The sequence below is a fragment of the Flavonifractor sp. AGMB03687 genome, assembly GCF_017811815.1.
Lineage (GTDB): Bacteria > Bacillota > Clostridia > Oscillospirales > Oscillospiraceae > Flavonifractor.
Genome location: NZ_JADKZI010000001.1, coordinates 57,108 through 77,017 on the forward strand (window position 1 = coordinate 57,108; position 19,910 = coordinate 77,017).

Annotated in this window: 18 protein-coding genes; 17 read left to right on the forward strand and 1 reads right to left on the reverse strand. The window is 63.2% G+C overall.

Annotation, left to right across the window (positions count from 1 at the left end):
• Nucleotides 1-24 precede the first annotated feature (24 nt).
• The 17 genes from J9789_RS00230 to asnS all read left to right on the forward strand — a co-directional run bounded on the left by J9789_RS00230 (nt 25) and on the right by asnS (nt 18,507).
• Nucleotides 25-1,167, forward strand: a complete 1,143-nt coding sequence (locus J9789_RS00230) for a site-specific integrase (protein ID WP_209341183.1) — start codon at nt 25-27, stop codon at nt 1,165-1,167.
• 75 nt (nt 1,168-1,242) lie between these two features.
• Nucleotides 1,243-2,319: a PfkB family carbohydrate kinase gene (locus J9789_RS00235; protein ID WP_209341184.1), complete on the forward strand. Its 1,077-nt coding sequence runs from the start codon at nt 1,243-1,245 to the stop codon at nt 2,317-2,319.
• Nucleotides 2,320-2,359: 40 nt separating this feature from the next.
• Nucleotides 2,360-3,283 carry a pseudouridine-5'-phosphate glycosidase gene (locus J9789_RS00240; RefSeq protein ID WP_209341185.1) on the forward strand — a complete coding sequence of 308 codons (924 nt, stop codon included), beginning with the start codon at nt 2,360-2,362 and terminating at the stop codon, nt 3,281-3,283.
• A 240-nt stretch (nt 3,284-3,523) separates the two neighbouring features.
• Entirely contained in the window at nt 3,524-5,608 is a 2,085-nt protein-coding gene (locus J9789_RS00245) for a 5'-nucleotidase C-terminal domain-containing protein (protein WP_209341186.1), read from the forward strand.
• A 132-nt stretch (nt 5,609-5,740) separates the two neighbouring features.
• A complete protein-coding gene (locus tag J9789_RS00250) occupies nt 5,741-6,505 on the forward strand; it encodes an ABC transporter ATP-binding protein (protein ID WP_209341188.1) in 765 nt (254 codons plus the stop codon).
• The gene (locus J9789_RS00255; RefSeq protein ID WP_209341190.1) at nt 6,495-8,264 is read left to right on the forward strand and encodes an FtsX-like permease family protein; all 1,770 of its coding nucleotides are present in this window, start codon (nt 6,495-6,497) and stop codon (nt 8,262-8,264) included. Before J9789_RS00250 ends, J9789_RS00255 begins: the two co-directional genes overlap by 11 nt.
• A 136-nt stretch (nt 8,265-8,400) precedes the next feature.
• Nucleotides 8,401-8,637: a preprotein translocase subunit SecG gene (gene secG / locus J9789_RS00260; protein ID WP_348633605.1), complete on the forward strand. Its 237-nt coding sequence runs from the start codon at nt 8,401-8,403 to the stop codon at nt 8,635-8,637.
• 151 nt (nt 8,638-8,788) lie between these two features.
• Nucleotides 8,789-9,655, forward strand: a complete 867-nt coding sequence (locus J9789_RS00265) for a helix-turn-helix transcriptional regulator (RefSeq protein ID WP_209341194.1) — start codon at nt 8,789-8,791, stop codon at nt 9,653-9,655.
• Between the two features lie 59 nt (nt 9,656-9,714).
• The gene (rnr, locus tag J9789_RS00270; RefSeq protein WP_209342216.1) at nt 9,715-11,814 is read left to right on the forward strand and encodes a ribonuclease R; all 2,100 of its coding nucleotides are present in this window, start codon (nt 9,715-9,717) and stop codon (nt 11,812-11,814) included.
• Nucleotides 11,811-13,082 (forward strand): beta-N-acetylhexosaminidase, encoded by a 1,272-nt coding sequence (gene nagZ, locus J9789_RS00275; protein WP_209341196.1) that lies wholly within the window; start codon nt 11,811-11,813, stop codon nt 13,080-13,082. Before rnr ends, nagZ begins: the two co-directional genes overlap by 4 nt.
• A gap of 91 nt (nt 13,083-13,173) precedes the next feature.
• Complete coding sequence (locus tag J9789_RS00280) at nt 13,174-13,608, forward strand: LytTR family DNA-binding domain-containing protein (RefSeq protein ID WP_209341199.1); 435 nt, start codon at nt 13,174-13,176, stop codon at nt 13,606-13,608.
• Between the two features lie 15 nt (nt 13,609-13,623).
• Nucleotides 13,624-14,460 (forward strand): DUF3021 domain-containing protein, encoded by an 837-nt coding sequence (locus tag J9789_RS00285; RefSeq protein WP_209341200.1) that lies wholly within the window; start codon nt 13,624-13,626, stop codon nt 14,458-14,460.
• Nucleotides 14,461-14,751 carry a hypothetical protein gene (locus J9789_RS00290; RefSeq protein WP_209341202.1) on the forward strand — a complete coding sequence of 97 codons (291 nt, stop codon included), beginning with the start codon at nt 14,461-14,463 and terminating at the stop codon, nt 14,749-14,751. It abuts the gene before it with no gap.
• Between the two features lies 1 nt (nt 14,752).
• On the forward strand, nt 14,753-15,022 hold the full coding sequence (locus tag J9789_RS00295; RefSeq protein ID WP_209341204.1) for a hypothetical protein: 270 nt from the start codon (nt 14,753-14,755) through the stop codon (nt 15,020-15,022).
• Nucleotides 15,019-15,525 carry a hypothetical protein gene (locus tag J9789_RS00300; protein WP_209341206.1) on the forward strand — a complete coding sequence of 169 codons (507 nt, stop codon included), beginning with the start codon at nt 15,019-15,021 and terminating at the stop codon, nt 15,523-15,525. Before J9789_RS00295 ends, J9789_RS00300 begins: the two co-directional genes overlap by 4 nt.
• An 89-nt stretch (nt 15,526-15,614) precedes the next feature.
• The gene (locus J9789_RS00305; RefSeq protein ID WP_209341207.1) at nt 15,615-17,063 is read left to right on the forward strand and encodes an APC family permease; all 1,449 of its coding nucleotides are present in this window, start codon (nt 15,615-15,617) and stop codon (nt 17,061-17,063) included.
• 49 nt (nt 17,064-17,112) lie between these two features.
• Nucleotides 17,113-18,507, forward strand: coding sequence for an asparagine--tRNA ligase (gene asnS, locus J9789_RS00310; protein WP_209341209.1), 1,395 nt, complete (start codon nt 17,113-17,115; stop codon nt 18,505-18,507).
• A gap of 62 nt (nt 18,508-18,569) precedes the next feature.
• On the opposite strand, the gene J9789_RS00315 is transcribed toward asnS, so the two are convergent.
• Entirely contained in the window at nt 18,570-19,853 is a 1,284-nt protein-coding gene (locus tag J9789_RS00315; RefSeq protein WP_209341210.1) for a glycosyltransferase, read from the reverse strand.
• Nucleotides 19,854-19,910: the final 57 nt, after the last annotated feature.

Genomic DNA, 19,910 nt, shown 5'->3' on the forward strand with positions numbered 1-19,910 from the left:
CTGATGAGTATGGGAGGAACTGGAATGGCGAGAAAGACGATCAAGAAAAACCTGGCCTATGATGATCAGAAGCAGCTGTACTACGTCTGCTTTAATTATGGCACCGACGCCGAGGGCCGCCGTGACCGGCGTGTGCGCACCTTCGCCGACCGGGCGGAAGCAGAAACTGCCCTGGAACAGTTCCAGGGCGGACGGGGCAGGCGGCTCCCCTGCGATTGCAGCCGCCTCACCCTGGCGGAGTGGCTGGACTACTGGCTGGAGGAGGTCATCGCCCCCAACCGGGCTTACACCACCTACTACTGCTACCGCTCCGTGATCAAAAACCATATCAACCCGGCGTTGGGCCGCATCCGGCTCAGGCAGCTGGAGGCCTGGCACATTCAGCGCTATTACGCCCAGAAAATGCGGGAGGGGCGGCTGGACTCCAATAGTGTCCACAAGCACCACATTCTGCTCCACACCGCCCTCCAGCTGGCCTTCCGGCAAAAGATTTTGCGGGAAAACCCGGTGGAGCGAGTGGAGGCTCCCCGGGAGCACCCCACCCGGCAGTTCTACTACACCCCCGAGCAGCTGCGGGAACTGTTCCGGGAGGTGGAGGGCGATTGGCTGGAGCTGGTGGTCAAGCTGGGAGCCTACCTGGGCCTGCGGCGGGGGGAGATCTGCGGCCTGCGGTGGAGCGACATTGACTTTGAGCACTACGTCATCCGCATCCGGGTCACCCGCACCACCGCAGGGGACCGGGTGGTGGAAAAGGAGCCCAAGACCAAGAACTCCATCCGCACCCTGGGCATCGCCGGGCTGGAGGACCTGACCCGGCTGCTCCACGCCATCCGCCGGGAGCAGCTGGAGCAGGCCGCCGCCCGGGAGGATTACGTGGATAGCGGCTACGTCCTCACCGACGACAAGGGGGAGCCCAGGCATCCCAACATGGTCACCTGGGCATTCCGCACCTTTGTGGAGCGCCACGGGCTGCCCCCCATTACCGTCCACGGCCTGCGCCACACCTTCGCCAGCCTGGCCAACAGCGCCCGCATCCCGTTGCTGGACATTGGTAAGGCTTTGGGCCACAAGGATGTGTCCATCACCGGCCGGATCTACACCCACATCTTTGACCAAACCCACCAGGAGGTACTCAACACCGTGGCCGCCCGCATTGAGGCAGGTTAAGGGGCAGAAAAGACTTGACAAAGAGGGTACATAAGCATATGATTAGAATATAGATAAAAGTTTAGGAGGTATCCCATGACCCAGCGAGAGCGGCAGATCCTGAAATGGATCGAGGAGAACCCTATGATCTCCCAGCAGGAGCTGGCGGACAAGGCGGGCATCACCCGGTCGTCTGCGGCGGTACATATCTCCAACCTGATGAAGCAGGGGCACATTGCTGGTAAGGGCTACATCGTCCGCACCGCGCCCTACGCGGTGGTGGTGGGGGGCGTGAACCTGGACATCGGCGGGCGGTCCCTGGACAAGCTGGTGCCTGCGGACTCCAACCCGGGCCAGGTGCGCACCAGTCTGGGCGGCGTGGGCCGCAATATTGCCCACAACATGGCACTGCTGGGGATGGACGTGCGGCTGTTGACCGCCTTTGGCGACGACATGAACGCTCAGCGCATTGCTGCCAGCTGCGGCGAGCTGGGCATCGACATCAGCCAGTGCCTGACGGTGCCGGGAGGAGCCACCTCCACCTATCTGTTTATTGCCGACCACCAGGGGGACATGGCCCTGGCGGTCAGCGACATGGAGATCTACCAGCACATGACTCCCGCCTTCCTGGCCGGGCGGTCCCGGTTGCTGCACAACGCCCAGCTGATCGTGGTGGACACCAACATCCCGGCGGAGTCCATCGCCTGGCTGGCGGACAATGTGCGGCTGCCCATCTTCGCCGATCCGGTCTCCACCGCCAAGGCAGAGAAGCTGTGGCCGGTGCTGGGCAAGCTCCACACCCTCAAGCCCAACCGGATGGAGGCGGAGCTCCTCTCCGGCGTGACCATCACCGACGAGGCCAGCCTGAACAAGGCCGCGGATGTCCTGCTGGCCACCGGCCTGCGGCGGGTGTTCATCAGCCTGGGCGGCGACGGAATGCTGGCCGCCGACCATAAGGAGCGGCTCCATGTGCCCTGCTGTCCCGGTGAGATGGTGAACACCACCGGCTGCGGCGACGCAGGCATGGCCGCCATCGCTTGGGCCTACCTGGAGGGTACCAACCTGGAGGGCACCGCCAAGGCCGCCATGGCGGCGGGTGCCATTGCCATGGAGAGCGCCGAAACCATTAACCCGGCCATGAGCGCACAGCGGCTCCGGGACCGGATGAAATAAAGAAACGCTGACACAAGGATTTCATATGGAGGTATCTGTGATGAATCTGAACAAGTTTTTGGATGTAGCCCCTGAAGTAGCCGCTGCCGTGGCGGCTGGTAAGCCCGTGGTGGCCCTGGAGTCCACCATCATCTCCCACGGCATGCCCTATCCCCAGAACGTGGAGACCGCTCTGAAGGTGGAGCAGATCATCCGGGACAACGGCGCGGTGCCCGCCACCATCGCCATCCTGGGCGGCCGCCTGAAGGCCGGTCTGAGTGCCGAGGAGATCGAGTACCTGGGCAAGCAGGGCCAGAAGGTGACCAAGGCCAGCCGCCGGGACCTGGCGGTGCTGGTGGCCCGCAAGGCCGACGGCGCTACCACCGTTACCACCACCATGATGATCGCCCACATGGCAGGCATCCAGATCTTTGCCACCGGCGGCATCGGTGGTGTCCACCGCGGCGCCGAGACCACCATGGACATCTCCGCCGACCTGGAGGAGCTGGCCTCCACCCCCGTGATGGTGGTGTGCGCCGGCGCCAAGTCCATCCTGGACCTGGGCCTCACCCTGGAGTACCTGGAGACCCACGGTGTGCCCGTCATCGGCTACGGCACCAAGGAGCTGCCCGCCTTCTACACCCGCAAGAGCGGCTTTGAGGTGGACTACCGCATGGACAGCCCGGAGGAGATCGCCGCCGCCTTCCATGTCTCCCGTGAGCTGGGCCTCAAGGGCGGCATGCTGGTGACCAACCCCATCCCCGAGGAGTTTGCCATGGATCACGACGTGATCAACAAGGCCATCGACGAGGCCATTGCCCAGGCCAACGCTCAGGGCATCCACGGCAAGGCCACTACCCCCTTCCTGCTGGCCAAGGTGAAGGAGCTCACCGGCGGTGATAGCCTGGACTCCAACATCCAGCTGGTGTTCAACAACGCCAAGCTGGCCGCTCAGACCGCGGCCAAGCTGTGCGCCATGAACTGACAACGGAATATGCGCTTTTTCGTGGGGCGCCGCAGCATGCGGCGCCCCATTTTTCCATGTTTCGCCGGGGGAAATTGTAACAATGTTTCTTTTTGCTAACATTGGGGGGCCATACATTGAAACCCCTTTGGCCGGGACGTATAATAGGACACAGAATGATTGACACTGTGTCTGCCCGACGGTTTTCCGGGTGACCGGTGTAAAACCAGATGTCCCGCATGGGAGAAAAGAGGCGATTGTATGACGCGGAAGCATCTGATCTTCCGCCGGCTGTGTGCGGCGCTGCTGGCGCTGGCTCTGCTGCCGGCGGGTGCATGGGCGGCTGAGCCCGTTCAGGAGGAACCTACCCTGGGGATCTATACCACTGGGGATATGGCAGGCAGAGTGGGGCAGACCGACCCCCTTACCGGCCGGATCGAGTACCATAGTTATTTGAAGGTGGCTACGGCCATGGCCCAGGAGCGCCAGAACATGGAGGACACCCTGCTGCTGGACAGCGGGGACGCGGTGGCCAATACCCTGGTCAGCGGCAGTGCCGCCGATACGGCCCTGGCTCTGCGCACCATCGGCTATGACGCCCTGGTGCCCAGCGTGGAGGAGTTCCGGCTGGGCCAGGGACACCGGGCGGCCTTCTTCCAGGAGCTGACCCAGGCGGAGGGAACGGGCACGCCGGTGAATGTGATCTCTGCCGACTGGCTGAGCGGCGAGACCGGACAGACTATGTACCAGCCCTACCAGATCTTTACCACCCAGCTGGATGGTAAGGAGCTGCGGGTGGCTGTGGTGGGACTGGGTACCCTGGAGGTACCCCAGTCCATGCCCTCCTATTACTATCCCGACAGCCAGTTCGGCCACGAGGGCAATACCGACCATACCTACGCCTGGGAGTGGACCCATTGGGTGCAGCCCCAGTTGAGCAAGGAAAACTGCGACCTGGTGGTGGTGTGCTGCCACGACGACCGGAATGGTCTGGAGCAGTTTGCCGCTAAGACCACCGGCATCGATCTACTGGTGGGCGGGCACGGCCGGGCGGACAGCGGCACCTTCCAGAATGCCGCCGGTCAGGAGGTGTCCTGGGTCAGCAGCGGCGGCACCGCTCTCACCCGAACCACCGTGACCCTGAATGACAGCGGAGAGGCGGTCGTTGGAGAGAGCCAGCTGCTGGACCTGTCCGACTATCAGCCGGATCAGACCCTGGCCAAAGCCACGGAGGCGGGCCAGAAGGCTCAGGAGAGCGCCGCCGACCGTCAGGCAGGCCGCCTGTCCGGGGATTGGTCGGAATACAAGACCGATGCCGTCCACCAGAGTGCCGCCGGCGATCTGGTGGCCCAGGCCATGCTGTGGACCTCCGGGGCCGACGGAGCTCTGGTGACCAACGGAAGCCTGGGCAGCCTGCCGGAGGAGGTAGGCACCGGCAGTGGGATTCGCACCCTCACCTTGGGTGACTGCGCCAGTTTGGCCCTGGGCCGCAGCGCCGTCACCGTGGTGGAGATGACCGGTGCCCAGCTGAAAGCCTGGCTGGATACCTGTGCCGGCCGCTATACGGTGGATGAGTACGGACGCATCACCGGCGGCTATGACGCCGATTTCCTCTATGGCATGGACTATGAGCTCTATGTGGGAGCCCCTGCCGGACAGCGGGTGACCAACCTGACCTTTGAGGGGCAGCCCGTGGAGGACGATCAGGTCTTCCGCATCGTGTTGGAGGAGTCCCACCTGTGGGACGGGGAGTTCCCCGACTGTACGGTACTGTGGTCCGCCGGCGCTGATATGCAGTACGCCTCCACCCGGGGTACCATGGCCTCCATGCTGGCAACCTACCTGAGCCGCAACGGTACCGTCACCCCCAAGCGGGAGAGCACCTGGGCGGTCTATCAGGGAACGGTGGACAGCCCGCTGACCCGCCTGGAGTTTGTGGAAATGCTCTATGAGGTGGCCGGTCAGCCCGCACCGGGCGCCGACGGCGCCTTTGTGGATGTGGTGGGCAGCGACGCGGCCATCTGGGCGGCCGAGACCCGGATCGTCAGCGGTGACGGAAAGGGCAAGTTCCTGCCCCAGACGGCGGTGACCCGGGAGCAGGCGGCCGCCATGCTGTACAACTACGCCCGGGCCATGGGCCTGAATACTGCCACCAATGGTGAGGCGGTCAATTCCCTGTCCGACAGCAGTTCGGTTTCCTCCTGGGCACGGTCCGCCGTGGACTTCTGCCTGGCGACCGGCCTGCTGGAGCCGGTGGGGGAGAAGGGCGATCAGTTCCAGCCCGCTGCCACCCTGAGCCGCACCGAGGCCAAGGAAACCATGGCTGTTCTGGCCCAACTGGATTAAAACCGATGAAAGAGGCCCTGCCGCATCACGCGGCAGGGCCTCTTTTGATCTTTCACAAAACGGTAAGGAGGGGTTTAGAAATTTTTAAGATGATTCTGATACACTACCTTCAGAAGCAAAGGAGGAGACACAATGGAGCAGATTCTGAAGGTAGAAGGACTGTGCCGGGATTATGGCAGAGGAACGGTCACCCACGCGGTGGATCATGTGGATTTTTCGGTGGAAAAAGGGGAGTTTGTGGGTATTATGGGCCCCTCGGGCAGCGGCAAAACCACCCTGCTAAATTGTATTTCCACCATTGATACCCCTACAGCGGGACATATTTGGGTGGAGGGGCAGGACATCACCACCCTGAAGCAGAAGGAACTCTCCCGGTTCCGGCGGGAGCGGCTGGGCTTTGTGTTCCAGGACTGCAATCTGCTGGACACCCTCACCGCCTATGAGAACATCGCCCTGGCCCTCACCATCCGCAAGACCCCGGTCCGGCAGGTGGACCCCCTGGTGAAGGAGACAGCCCAGCTGCTGGAGATCACCGAGTGCCTGAACAAGTACCCCTACCAGATGTCGGGCGGCCAGCAGCAGCGTACCGCCGCCGCCCGGGCTATCATCACCCAGCCCGCCCTCATCCTGGCCGACGAGCCCACCGGCGCCCTGGACTCCAAGTCCGCCCGGCTGCTGCTGGAGCGGTTCGAGGTGATGAATCAGCTCCGTCAGGCCACCATTCTGATGGTGACCCACGACGCCTTTACCGCCAGCTACTGCCACCGCATTCTCGTCCTGCGGGACGGCGCGGTGTTTGCCCAGCTGGAGCGGGGGAACCAGGACCGCAGAGACTTTTTCCGGCGGATCATCGACGTGGTGACCGAGCTGGGAGGTGACCAGAGCAATGTTCTCTAAGCTGGCGGTCAAAAACGTGGGGCGCAGCTTCCGGGACTACGGGGTGTACTTCCTCACCGTGGCCTTCGGCGTGTGCCTCTTTTATGTGTTCAACGCTCTGGAGACTCAGACCGTGATCCGCTATCTGGCCCAGCATCCCCGGACCAATATCGTTGGGGCCATCCAGCAGCTCATCGGCATCCTGTCGGTCTTTGTATGGGTGGTGCTGGCCTTCCTCATCCTGTACGCATCCGGTTTTCTGGTGCGCCGCCGCTCCCGGGAGCTGGGCACCTACCTGATGCTGGGCATGGAGCGCTGGCAGGTGGCCCGGCTGCTGCTGGCGGAGACCGCCGTCACCGCCCTGGTGGCCCTGGTGGTGGGGCTGGTGCTGGGTGTGGTGCTCTCCCAGGCCCTGTCGATCTTTACTGCCGGGCTTTTCGCGGTGCCCAGGACCTTTTTCGCCTTTTCCATCTCGGTTCCCGCCCTGCTGAAGACCATCCTGGCCTTCGCGGCCATCTTCCTGCTGGTGATGCTCTACCACGCCTTTACCGTATCCCGGCGGAAGCTCATCGACCTGCTGCGGGCCCGGCGGGTGAACCAGGAGCTGAAGGTGCGCTCCCTGGGAGCCTCGGTCTTCTTTTTCCTGGCGGGCTGTGTCCTGCTGGTCATCGCCTACGCCATGCTGCTCACCCGGGGCCTATTGCGGGTGGACGCCCTGTTCTGGGTGATGCTGGGGCTGGGCAGCCTGGGTACCCTGCTGTTTTTCCGGGCGCTGTCCGGCTTCCTGCTGCGGCTGTGCCAGAGCAACAAGAAGCTCTACTACAAAAACCTTAACATGTTCATCCTGCGGCAGTTCAACGCCAACATCAATACCACCTACCGGTCCATGACGGTGATCTGCCTCATGCTGCTGCTGGCCATTGGCATCACCGCCACCTCGGTGGGCCTGAACAACACCGTGGCCCAGATGGCGGACCAGACCATCGTCCAGGACGTGGAGCTGGCCGTCTGGGAGGAGAAGGGGGAGATCCCCGACCTGCCCGCCGCGCTGAAGGAGGCGGGCTTTGACCCGGACGAACAGTGCAGCCGCTGGCTCTCCTTCCCGGTGTATCGGGATGAGGATGGACACTCCATTATGATCCAGGCCGATTATGACGCCTACGCTGCCGCCTGGGGGCAGGAGGTGGTGGATTCCTTCGTGGACAGCTGGCGCGTCCGCCTGGTGCCCCAGGTGGAGGAGGGCCTGACGGCCGACCGCTGCTACTTCCTGGCCGACTACGCCGGGGACGCCCAGACCACGGAGGAGGCCTTCCTGGCGGCGCTGGACCAGGCCCACTTCCTCTACAGCTACACCTATACCACCAAGCTGTCCACCTGGATGGAGCTGATGGGCACCAAGGTGCTGGTGCTCTTCATCGGCCTGTATCTGGGCGTGGTGTTCCTGGTGGCTTCGGCGGCGGTGCTGGCCCTCCAGCAGCTGAGCCAGGCCGCCGACAGCGCCCAGCGCTACCGGGTGCTGTCCCGGCTGGGCGTGTCCGAGCGGATGCGGGGCCGGTCGGTGGATATCCAGGTGTTCCTGGCCTTCTTCCTGCCTTTGGCACTGGCGCTGGTCCACGCCGTGGTGGGTATGACTGCTGCCAATGCCGTCATTGCCCAGGTGGGCAAGGTGGACGCCGCCGCCTCCAGTGCGGTCACTGCCCTGCTGCTGGTGGCGGTGTACGGGGGCTATTTCCTGGCAACCTGTTGGGGCAGTAGGAAAATCCTGCGGGCATCTGCTTAAAAAATGCGAAAAACCCTTGCAATCGTTCGCTGTTTATGCTATCATTTCATTTACGTGTAAGAGACTGCACGACTTTGTCGCGCGCAAAAATAGCATGGACAATGCCCCGTTTGCGGGGACGAAAGGACGATGTAGCGTGGATATCACCAAGCTGATTCTGAGCATTATCGACGTGGCGGCCTGCCTGTTCCTCATCGCCGTGGTGCTGCTCCAGTCCGGCAAGAGCGCCGGTCTGTCCGGTGCCATCGCCGGCGTTGCTGACACCTTTATGGCTAAGAACAAGGCTAAGAGCTGGGACGCCAAGCTGGCCAAGATGACCAAGTGGGTGGCCATCGGCTTTATGATCCTGACCTTTGTGATCTGCCTGCTCTGAGAAAGCGAAAAAACGCCCTTCCGAGTCCGGAAGGGCGTTTTTTGTTGCAAAAAAGCGGGGTGCAACTGCTGGTTGCGCCCAATACAAGGGAACTTGGTGGACGCAGAACGGCTTTTCCGCTATACTGAGCGGGAAAGAGAGGAGGAGTTCTATGACATTGGGAGAGACCATCCACCAGCTGCGCACCAGCCGGGGCATGTCCCAGGGGGACCTGGCCAATGCGCTGGAGGTGTCCCGGCAGTCGGTATCCAAGTGGGAGACCGATGCTTCGGTGCCCGACCTGGACAAGCTGGTGCGGCTGAGCCGCCTGTTCGGCGTCACCCTGGACCAGTTGGTGTGCGGCACGGAAGAGCAGCCCCGGGAGGCGGGTGAGACCCTGAAGCCCGAGAGAACCACCGGGGAGAGCGCCGCCCCCACGCCGGTGCGCAGGACCGTAGGAGCCGTGCTGCTGGCGGTGGGCCTGCTGGGGTTTTTGATATGCGTTCTGCTATTTGGCCTGGATGGACTGCTGTTTGGCCTGTTGTTCATCCTGCCGTTCATCCTGTGCGGGGCCTTCTGCCTGAAGATCCAGAAGCGGCTGGGACTGTGGTGTGCCTGGGGCGTCTACCTGCCTCAGCAGATCTACTGGACCATGGGTACTTCTATCACCTGGCATCTGGTGCTGTCCACCCCATGGTACACAGCCTCCATGAACTATCTCCGCCTGTTTGTGGGCTGGCTGATGCTGGCCGTTATGATCGTTCTGATCATAGTTACGGCCCGGAGCTGTTCCGATCTGTATAAGCGGCCTGCCCCCGGTACCATCGTGCTGACGGCGGTGCTGTGGGCGGCGGGGCTATCTACCTGGCGTATTTTCAGTCTGGTATGCAGCTTCTTTGTCAATGAGGAGGGCATCATCCGGGGCGGGTTGCTCCTGGGGCTGTTTCAGGGCTTCATGGCAGCCGCCCAGACCGCCGCTTTGGCGGCGGCATTGACGCTCACCCTGGCCCTGGTGCGGGGTGCCCGCGCCAAACCATAAAGCAACGCCGTAAGACCTCCGGCAGATGTGCCGGAGGTCTTACATTTTCGTTGAAGCAGGTGCGCAGAAGGGGGTATAATAAAGAAAAAAGCCATGAGAAAGGAATGTTTATGAAAGACAGACAAGAATTGACTGGTATTTATCAGGCCAGCGGCCGCGGCTTTGGTTTTCTGATCCCGGAGGAGGGGGAGGACTGCTTTATCCCGCCCCGGGCGGACGGCGGCGCCTGGAATGGAGATAAAGTAGTGGCCCGCATCACCGAGGAGGACCCCCAGGCGGGCCGCCGGGTGGCCAAGGTGGTCCAGGTACTGGAGCGGGCCAACAAGACGGTCACCGGCGTGCTGGAGCGGCAGGACCATACCCTGTGGCTGCGCCCGGACAACGAGCGCCTGCCCGGCCCCATCCAGGTGTTCACCAAGCGGAAGGGGGTGCGCCCCGGCGAGCGGGCCGCCGTAGCCATCACCAGCTTCGGCGGCGGACGGACCGCCCCCATGGGTACCCTGCGAGAGCGGTTCGGTCCGGCAGACCGGCGGGAGAGCGCCGTGGAGGCCATCCTCTACACCCACGATATTGAGCGGGCCTTCCCGCCCGCCGTGCTCATGGAGGTGGAGGGGGTGCCCCAGGCGGTGGAAGCGGCGGCTCTGGAGGGGCGGCTGGACCTGCGGGGCAAGACCATCATCACCATCGACGGAGCATCCTCCAAGGACTTTGACGACGCGGTGAGCCTGGAAAAGGACGAGACGGGCCGCTGGGTGCTGGGGGTCCACATCGCCGATGTGAGCCACTACGTGCGTCCCGGCTCCGCCCTGGACCTGGAGGCCTTCGAGCGGGGGACCTCGGTGTATTTTGCCGACCAGGTAGTGCCCATGCTGCCGGTGGAGCTGTCCAACGGCATCTGCTCGTTGAACCCCCATGTGGACCGGCTGGCTCTGTCCTGCATCCTGACCATGGACCAGAGCGGCACGGTGGTGGACCACACCATCGCCAAGACGGTGATCTGCTCCACCGAGCGGATGACCTATGAGGACTGCAATGTGCTGCTGGCGGGGGAGGACCCTGCCCTGGCGGAGCGGTACGCCCACATCCTGCCCATGCTGAAGGACATGGCCGGCCTGGCCAAACAGCTGGAGAAGATGCGGCGGAACCGTGGAGCCCTGGACCTGGAGACCAAGGAGAGCTATGTGATCTGCGACCAGGAGGGCAAGCCGGTGGATGTGGCCCTGCGGCAGCAGGGGGAGAGCGAGAAGCTCATCGAGTCCTTCATGCTGGCGGCCAACGAGTGCGTGGCGGAGTACCTGAATCGCCTCCACAAGCCCTGCGTCTACCGGGTTCACGAGAAGCCTTCTGATGAGAAGAGTCAGGCCCTGCGCACCATGGTGGCCCCCCTGGGTTATGACCTGAAGAATGCCGACAGTCCCTCCCTCCAGAAGCTGCTGGACTGGGCCAAGGGCAAGCCGGAGGAGGGGGCGGTGTCCATGATGGTGCTGCGCTCCCTGATGAAAGCCCGGTACGATGAGGACAACCTGGGCCACTTCGGCCTGGCGGCGGAGTATTACTGCCACTTCACCTCGCCCATCCGCCGCTACCCCGACCTGATGGTCCACCGGGTGCTGTCCGCCCTGCTGGACGGGTCCCTGGATAAGCAGGAGAAGAAGCTGACCACTGCCGTCCAGCGGGCCGCCGTCCAGTCCTCTCAGCGGGAGCTGGCTGCCCAGGAGGCCGAGCGGGAGATCGAGAAGCGCTATTTGGCCGAGTTCATGGCGGGCCACATCGGAGAGACCTTCGCCGGTGTGGTGTCCGGCGTTACCCGGTTCGGCCTCTTCGTGTCGGTGGCCGGGGGCGTGGAGGGCCTGCTGCCCGTGGAGGCCCTGCCCGGCGGAGGCTGGCACTACGACGAGGCCCACCTGACTCTGCTGGAGGACAACGGCAGCGGCCGGTATACCTTAGGTATGCCCCTGGAGGTGGAGTGCGCCGCCGCCGACCCGGTGAGCGGCCAGGTGGATTTTATCCTCCCTGGCGGCACCCCGGTGACCCGAAAGAAGCGGGAGGAGGAGCCCAAGGAACGGCCCGGCCGGGGTGGCAAAAAGAGCCCCCGCAAGCCGGGTAAGGGCCGGGCCATGCATGTGCCCAAACGGCGCAATGGAGGCCGAAAACGATGATGAAGCGTATTCTGAGTGGTATATTATTGCTCTCTGTATTGCTTTTGGCGGGGTGTGGCGGTCAAACGGCCGCCTCCACCCCCGCTCCCGCGGCCACGCCCAGCACCGCGCCTACGCCTGCTCCAACTCCCACGCCGGAGCCTACCCCAACCCCGGACCCGGTGGCGGAGGCTCTGGCGGCCATGACCACCGAGGAGAAGGTGGGCCAGCTGCTGGTGGCGGGCATCCTGGGGACCGAGCCCGGCGAGGACGCGGTCCAGGCCATCCAGGACTACCAGGTGGGCGGCATCATCCTCTTCGGCCGGAATGTGGAGAGCGCCGACCAGCTGGTCGCCCTGACCAACGGTCTGAAGGCCCTCAACGGTGACTACGTCCCCCTCTTCCTGTGCGTGGACCAGGAGGGGGGACGGGTGGACCGGATGCCTCCGGAGGTGGATCGCACCCCCGGTGCCGGACAGGTGGGAGAGAGCCTGAGCCAGGAGGACGCGGGGGCGGCTTACGGCGCCCTGCTGTCGGCGGAGTGCGCCGCCTTTGGCTTCAATCTGGATTTTGCCCCCAGTCTGGACATCTGGTCCAATCCGGAAAACACGGTCATCGGTGACCGGGCCTTCGGCGTGGAATGGGAGAGTGTCAGTGCCTTTGGGTTCCATGCGGTGGGGGCCATGGAGGAAGCGGGAACGGTGATTCCGGTGGTCAAGCACTTCCCCGGCCACGGGGACACCAGTGTCGACTCCCACGTGGACCTGCCGGTGGTGGACAAGACTCTGGACGAGCTGTGGCAAAGTGAGCTGGTCCCCTTCGGCATGGCGCTCTCGGGAGAATACTGGGGGGAGCAGAAGATGGACCCCGCCCCGGCGGTCATGGTGGCCCATATCCTCATGACCCAGATCGACCCGGACCTGCCTGCCTCCCTGTCTCCCGCGGTGGTCACCAGCTTGCTGCGGCAGGGGATGGGCTATGAGGGCGTGGTGTGCACCGACGATCTCACCATGGCGGCCATCTCGGATACATACGGCATGGGGGAGGCCGCTGTCCTGGCGGTGGAGGCCGGATGCGATCTGCTGCTGGTGTGCCATGAGGCGGACAACCTGACCGCCGCCCGGGAGGCGCTGCTGGCGGCGGTGGATTCCGGCCGCATCTCCATGGAGCGGCTGGACCAGAGCGTCTACCGTATTCTGTCCCTGAAAGGGGAATACAGCCTTACCAACGACCCGGTGGGTCAGCCTGACATTGATTCCCTCAATGCCCAGATTCAGGCCCTTGCCTGAACCAACCGTCCTCATAGCGGGGCCGTCTGTCCGAAAATCGTGGACAGACGGCCCCGTTTTCGCTATAGTGGGGTTGAAAGGAGGGGGGAGCATGAAGGTAACGGTTATCATCGATCCGGAGCGGGACGGGCCGGAGATCATGATCACGGCTCCCGCCCTCACCGACGAGGTGAAAGCCCTGGCGGCCCGATTGGAGGGAGGGGGCATCCTTACCGGCTGGCGTGGGGACACCGCCGTGCCTCTGGAGGAGGACGCCATCCTCCGCTGCTACGGGGAGGAGAAGGGGGTGAAGGTCCAGACCACCCAGGGGGTATTCGACCTGCGGGAACGGCTCTACGAGCTGGAGGCCAAGCTGGACCGGCACACTTTTGTGCGCATCTCCCACTCGGAGATCGTGAATCTGCGTAAGATCACCGCCATGGACCTGGGTCTCACCGGTACCATCCGCATTACCCTGGCGGAGGAGACGGTGTGCTACGTCTCCCGGCGGTATGTGAAGAAAATCAAGGAGGCCCTGGGGCTTTGAAAGGAGGGAGATCCTGTGACATACAGACAGAAGCAGTGGCTGGTCCGCATCCTCATCGGCGGACTGATCGGCATAGCGGCCCTGGTCCCGGTGGGGGGACTGTTCAACGACCTGGTCAGCGGAGGTCTCCTCGCCATGGGGAAACATACGCCCTTCCGGCTGGTGAGCTATGATCTGGAGCGGCTGGCCGGCCCCGCCGCCCTGGCGGTCCAGCTGGGGCTCTACTTCCTGATGGGGGCGGTGGTGGGGGTGTCTACCCTGCCTTTTGCCAACGACGGGGCCACTCTGGTCCGTCGGTCCCTGGCCCACTTTGTTGTTACCGCCGGAGCGCTTACCCTGATGGTGTGCCTGTGCGGGTGGAACTGGGGGAGGTGGGTGCCTCTGGTGGTTTATCTCTTCCTGTTGGCCCTGGTCTATGCCTTTATCTGGCTGGTCCGCTGGGCCATCTGGAACAGTGAGGTGGAGGCCATGCGGAAGAAGCTGGGGCTCATTCCAAAGCCCTCTCAGTGGAAGTGGAAGGAGACCCTGCCCTTCATCCCGGTGATCCTGCTCATCTGCCTGGGGCTGCCCTGGCTGCTCCGGCTGCTGGAGGGGGGCGGCATGCCGCTGTTCAGCGGTGCCATCTATGTGGGGATTCTGCTGCCCATCGGGTGTATGGCCGCCGGTATGTTCCTGGGGGAGTGGCACGGCTTTTGTCCCCTCTATCCGGTGCTGTGCGCGGTGGGGGTGCTGCCCGCTGTCTTCCTGCTCTATAATCACACCATACTCATTCTCCTGTGCGCTATCGCCTTTGGCTCCGGCCTGCTGGGGGTGGCGGCGGGGGCCTGGCCCAGAAAAAAGAAGGAGGACTGAATGGACCGGCTGTATCTGCTGATGATGGGCGGCGCGCCCATTCTGAGTGCTCTGCTGGGTACGATGGTGCTCACCCGGCTGATCTGCCGTCTGACCATGGGGCGCTTCCGCCCTCTTCGGCTGCTGCCCCTGGTGCTTCTGGCTATTCCGCTGATGGTTGCCGTCAATCAATACCTGATAAAAAATAGGTTCTGGGAACTGGGGATGCTGTACTCGGGTGTCGTGGGCGGGGCCATCCTCCTGGGCTGGCTGGCGGGATGGCGGCGCTGCCGGAGAAAGGAGAGGGCTTGAAGTGGAGATGCTGCTTTTGCTGTTCTGGGGCCCGCTGGTGGGTGCGCTACTCCTCACCCTGCTGCTGGGGAAATGGACCCGGCGCCGGTGGCCCATGGTGCTCCCCCTGGGCTTTCTGGTTATCCCCCTGGCGGGAGGCGTGTATGGCTGGAAGCAGGGCGGCTTTTTGTGGCAGCTGGAGGTGGCGCTGTGGGCCATGATCGGCGGGGCCATCTTCCTGGGCTGGCTGATCGGGCGGGCCCTCTGCGGAGGAAAGGAGCGCAAGTCATGAAACGGGAAGTGAAGCTGTACAATATCCTGCTGCCCATCTGGATCCTGTATTTCTTTCCCCAGGTGTGGATCATCACCCTCCCGGGGAATCTGATCATCGACTGTGGAGTGCTGCTCATTACCCTGGCGGTGTTGAAGCATACCGGGAAAAAGGCGGTGCTGAAACGGCTGTGGTGGAAGTTCTGGCTGCTGGGTTTTCTGGCCGACTTTATCGGGGCGATGTTCCTGTTTGGCTTCTGGTACCTCTCCCTGCTGCCGGACCCTGTGGGCAGCTGGGTGGACCAGGTGCTCTCCGCCGCCTTCCTCAACCCCTTCCGCACCCTGCCCGGCTTCCTGTACACCCTGGCCGGTGTGGCCATCGCCGGTGTGTGCATCTACTTCTTGGACAAAAGGGCCATGAAGTCCTGCGCCCTGCTGGACGGGCGGCAGCGGCATGTCATTGCCCTGACCATGGCCATTGTCACCGCCCCCTGGACCTTCTTGATCCCCCTCTATTCTTATTAAACGGAACGCCGCAGCCCCAATACGTTGGGGTTGCGGCTTTTTCGTCGGACCGGTATAATAGCGTTATCTGATACAAAGGCGGGATGGATATGGCAAGCCAAGGAGGCAGCAAGATCAGCTTTTTCGGGCTGGTGGCCATGGGCATCGGCTGTATGCTGGGCACCAGCTGGCTGCTGCTCACCGGCACCTGGCTGGATACGGCGGGGGGGCCCCTCAATCTGGCGGTGGCCTTCATTTTATGCATCATCATTGAACTGCCCTTTGCCTTCGCCTACATGGAGGCCATCCCTATGTTCCCCCTGCCGGGCGGCGAGGTGGTGTACTCCTACGCCGCCTTCGGCCCCAGAGGGGGCTTTGCCGTGGGCTGGGCGGGCATCCTGATGAACACCATCGTGTTCTGCTGGGTGGACCTGGCCGCCATCTCCCTGCTGGACGAGCTGTTCCCCGTTCTGAAGGAGAGCATGGTGCTCTACCATGTGGGGGATTTTCCGGTGACCCTGCCCAACCTGATCCTCCAGCTACTGCTGGCGGGAGCCATTCTGTGGGTGCAGATCAAGGGGGCCAATGTGTGTGCCTCCCTGGCCAAGATCGCCACGGTGGTGCTGCTGGTCATGTGCGCCATCGGTCTGGCGGTGTGCTTCGCCCACTTTGACCCGGCGGTGTATGCCGCCGACGGGGGTATGGAGTTTGACTTCGCCGGTTCGGCCTCCCTGCTTTCTCTGCTGGTGTTCTCGGTGGCCGGGTGGGAGACGGTGTCCAAGGCTGCGGCCGACGCCACCGGCCCCGCAGCCCGCAAGGCGGGGGCCGCCCTCATTACCTGCCTCATTCTGGTCACTGGTATTTTGTGCCTGGTGTCCACCGCCGTGGCGGGCTGTATGCCCTGGACCGAGGCGGTGGGCCGCACCGCCCCCTTTGCCGACGTGCTGGTGTCCATCACCGGCCTGCCCTGGGTGCGGCTTCTCTTCCTGGTCACCGCCTTTGTGGGTGCGGTGGGCGTGATGAACTCCACCCTCTACTCCTCCGCCCAGATGCTCTATGGCCTGTCTCGCTTTGCCCTGGTGTCCCGGAAGTTTGCCGTCCTCCATCCCAAGTACGGCACGCCGGTGCGGTGTATCTGCTTCACCGCCGCCTTTGTGGTGCTTACCCCCTTCACCGGCAAGCTCTTCTTCATCCCCTTTATCAATGTGGCCTCCCTGACCACCATCGTCATGTGGGTCATGTCCTTCGCGGCGGTGCTGTGGCTGAGAAGAAGCCGTCCTGAGCTGCGCCGGCCGGTGTCCATGCCCGGCGGGAAGGTGACGGCGGTGTTTGGCGTGCTGGCCTCTGCTTTCCTGGCGGGCAACATCCTGCTGCCCATGAGTCCCGGCGCCCTGGGCGGCCTGGAATACGCCCTGGCGGCGGCTCTGGCGGTGCTGGGCTGGGTGCTCTACCAGTTCCGGGACCGGTCTGTTACCGCCGGGGAGCAGGAAAAGCTGATCTTTGGGGACCTTCTGGGGGGAGAATTCCCCGCAACCCCTTGCAAAATCAGCAAAAAATGATATACTAGTGCCCACTGAGACCAATTTTTACGAATCGAGGGAAATGGAAATGGAACGCACCAAAATCGCACAGATTTTTGCGGACCAGGAGCAGTTCGGCGGCAAGGAGATCACCGTCTGCGGCTGGGCCCGTACCATCCGGGACATGAAGAGCTTCGGCTTTGTGGAGCTCAACGACGGTTCCTGCTTCAAGAATCTGCAGGTGGTCCTGGACGCCAATGTGCTGGACAATTATAAGGAGATCGCCGGTCAGAACGTGGGCGCTGCCCTCATTGTCACCGGTACCGTGGTTCTGACCCCCGAGGCCAAGCAGCCCCTGGAGATCAAGGCTACCAAGATCCAGGTGGAGGGCACCTCCACCCCCGACTACCCCCTGCAGAAGAAGCGCCACAGCGTGGAGTACCTGCGTACCATCCAGCACCTGCGGCCCCGCACCAACCTGTTCTCCGCCACCTTCCGGGTGCGCTCCGTGGCTGCCCACGCCATCCACTGCTTCTTCCAGGACCGGGGCTTCGTGTATGCTCAGACCCCGCTGATCACTGCCTCCGACTGTGAGGGTGCCGGCGAGATGTTCCAGGTCACCACCCTGGACCTGAACAATGTGCCCAAGACCGAGGATGGCCAGGTGGACTACTCCAAGGACTTCTTTGGCAAGAAGGCCAACCTCACCGTGTCCGGCCAGCTCAACGCCGAGAACTTCGCCATGGCCTTCGGCAACGTGTACACCTTCGGCCCCACCTTCCGCGCCGAGAACTCCAACACCCAGCGCCACGCCGCTGAGTTCTGGATGATCGAGCCCGAGATGGCCTTCGCCGACCTGAACGACTATATGGACACCGCTGAGGCCATGATCAAGTATATCATCAACACCGTCATGGAGAAGTGCCCCGACGAGATGAACTTCTTCTCCTCCTTTGTGGACAAGGGCCTGAAGGAGCGGCTGGAGCACGTGGCCAACTCCGACTTCGGCCGCGTCACCTACACCGAGGCAGTGGAGCTGCTCAAGCAGAACAACGATAAGTTTGACTACAAGGTGGAGTGGGGCTGCGACCTGCAGACCGAGCACGAGCGCTACCTCACCGAGCAGATCTTCAAGCGTCCCGTGTTCGTCACCGACTACCCCAAGGACATCAAGGCCTTCTATATGCGCCTCAACGACGACGGCAAGACCGTTGCCGCCGCCGACTGCCTGGTGCCCGGCATTGGTGAGATCATCGGCGGTTCCCAGCGTGAGGAGCGCCTGGAGCTGCTGGAGAGCCGCATCAAGGAGCTGGGCATGAATCCTGAGGACTACTGGTGGTACTTGGACCTGCGGCGCTACGGCTCCTGCCGCCACGCCGGCTTCGGCCTGGGCTTCGAGCGGATGGTCATGTACCTCACCGGCGTGTCCAACATCCGCGACGTGGAGCTCCATCCCAGAACGGTGGGCAACGCTGATTTTTAACAGAGAAGGAAAGAGAACCCCGATGGGGCGCTGCATGGAGCAGCGCTTCATCGGGGCTCTTTTTATCCCTCCAGCAGGGGCAGCAGCTGATTGCGGCAGATCCACTGGTCGTTGTACCGGCGGCGCACGATGGTTTTGGCGTTCAGGCTCCGGTCCTCCCGCATCAGATTGACGATGGCCCGCCCGTGCTCCTCATAGTAGGCCTGCTCGGAGGGGGAGTAGCTCTCGTGGGTGTCAAAGCCAAAGTTCCGGGCGTCCCATCGCATGAAGTAGGCTCCCAGGCTCTCCCCCAGTTCCTTCAGGGCGGGGACAGCCTGGTTGAGCACCAGAAAGTTGCCCCGACTGGCGGCCTCCAGCACGGTGAGGCCGAAGGACTCCGAGTAGGAGGGGCAGATGAAGAGGTTGGATAGCTGGAACAGCTCAAACACCCCCTGCCGGGGGAAGCCGTCGGGGAAGCCGATGTCGGAGGTGAAGAGCAGGTCCCCGTCCCCCAGGCCGTACTTTTTACCCTCGGTGCGGATCATGGCCTTGTAGACCTTGGGGGAAATATCGGCGCTGGGAAAGTCGCAGAAAATGACCTTGATGTCCTGCTCGGTGGCGGCGCGGATAGCGCCCGCCAGGGCGGCCACCTTCTCCAGCCGCTTGCCGGTGGTGAGCCGGGCGGGATAGACCGCCAGCAGGTCCGGGCGGGTCAGATCCATGTGCCGGGCCACCGTCTGTGCCGCCTCGCTCATGGAGGGGATCAGGGGCAGGGTGTTGTACACCACGGCACACCGGCCCTCCGGCACGTCGTACTGCCGGGCCAGGGCCGGGATGCCCGAGCGGGTGGGGTAGACAAATTTGGTCCGGGGCAGGTCGGTAAACCGGGCGGAGAAGGGGTATTCCATCTCCGGAGGCCGGGCTGCCGGGAAGGAGTGGGTGAAGGCCAGGAAACGCAGGTGGGGCAGTGCCTGCTGGGCCTTGCGGACGGCGATGTTGTGGACCAGATGCCAGCCCTGGTAGAGAATGTCGTGGAGGATGCACACGTCCACATCCTTCAGATGGGCCACAAGGTCTTGGGCAATGTGGTCGGCCTCCTCAAAAAAGGTGTCGTGGACCTGTCCGGTGGGGGAGGAGTAGTCGTGCCACTGGATGGCCTGCCCGTGGAGGGTGTTGGTGATCTTGACCCACTCCAGCCGCTCATCTACAAAAATGCCGCTCCGCTCCTGGTCGGGGCAGGTCTCGCTGACCAGCATTTTTACTGATACCCCAGCTTCCAGCAGCATCCGGATCTGGTCCGCCGCCACATTTACCAGGGAGTAGGTGGGGGACAGACCGGAAAACATGGTCAACAGGGCCACCTTCATACCGCATACCTCCTTGTCCGGATGGGATGCACCGGCGCGGCAGGAGCTGCCGCGCCG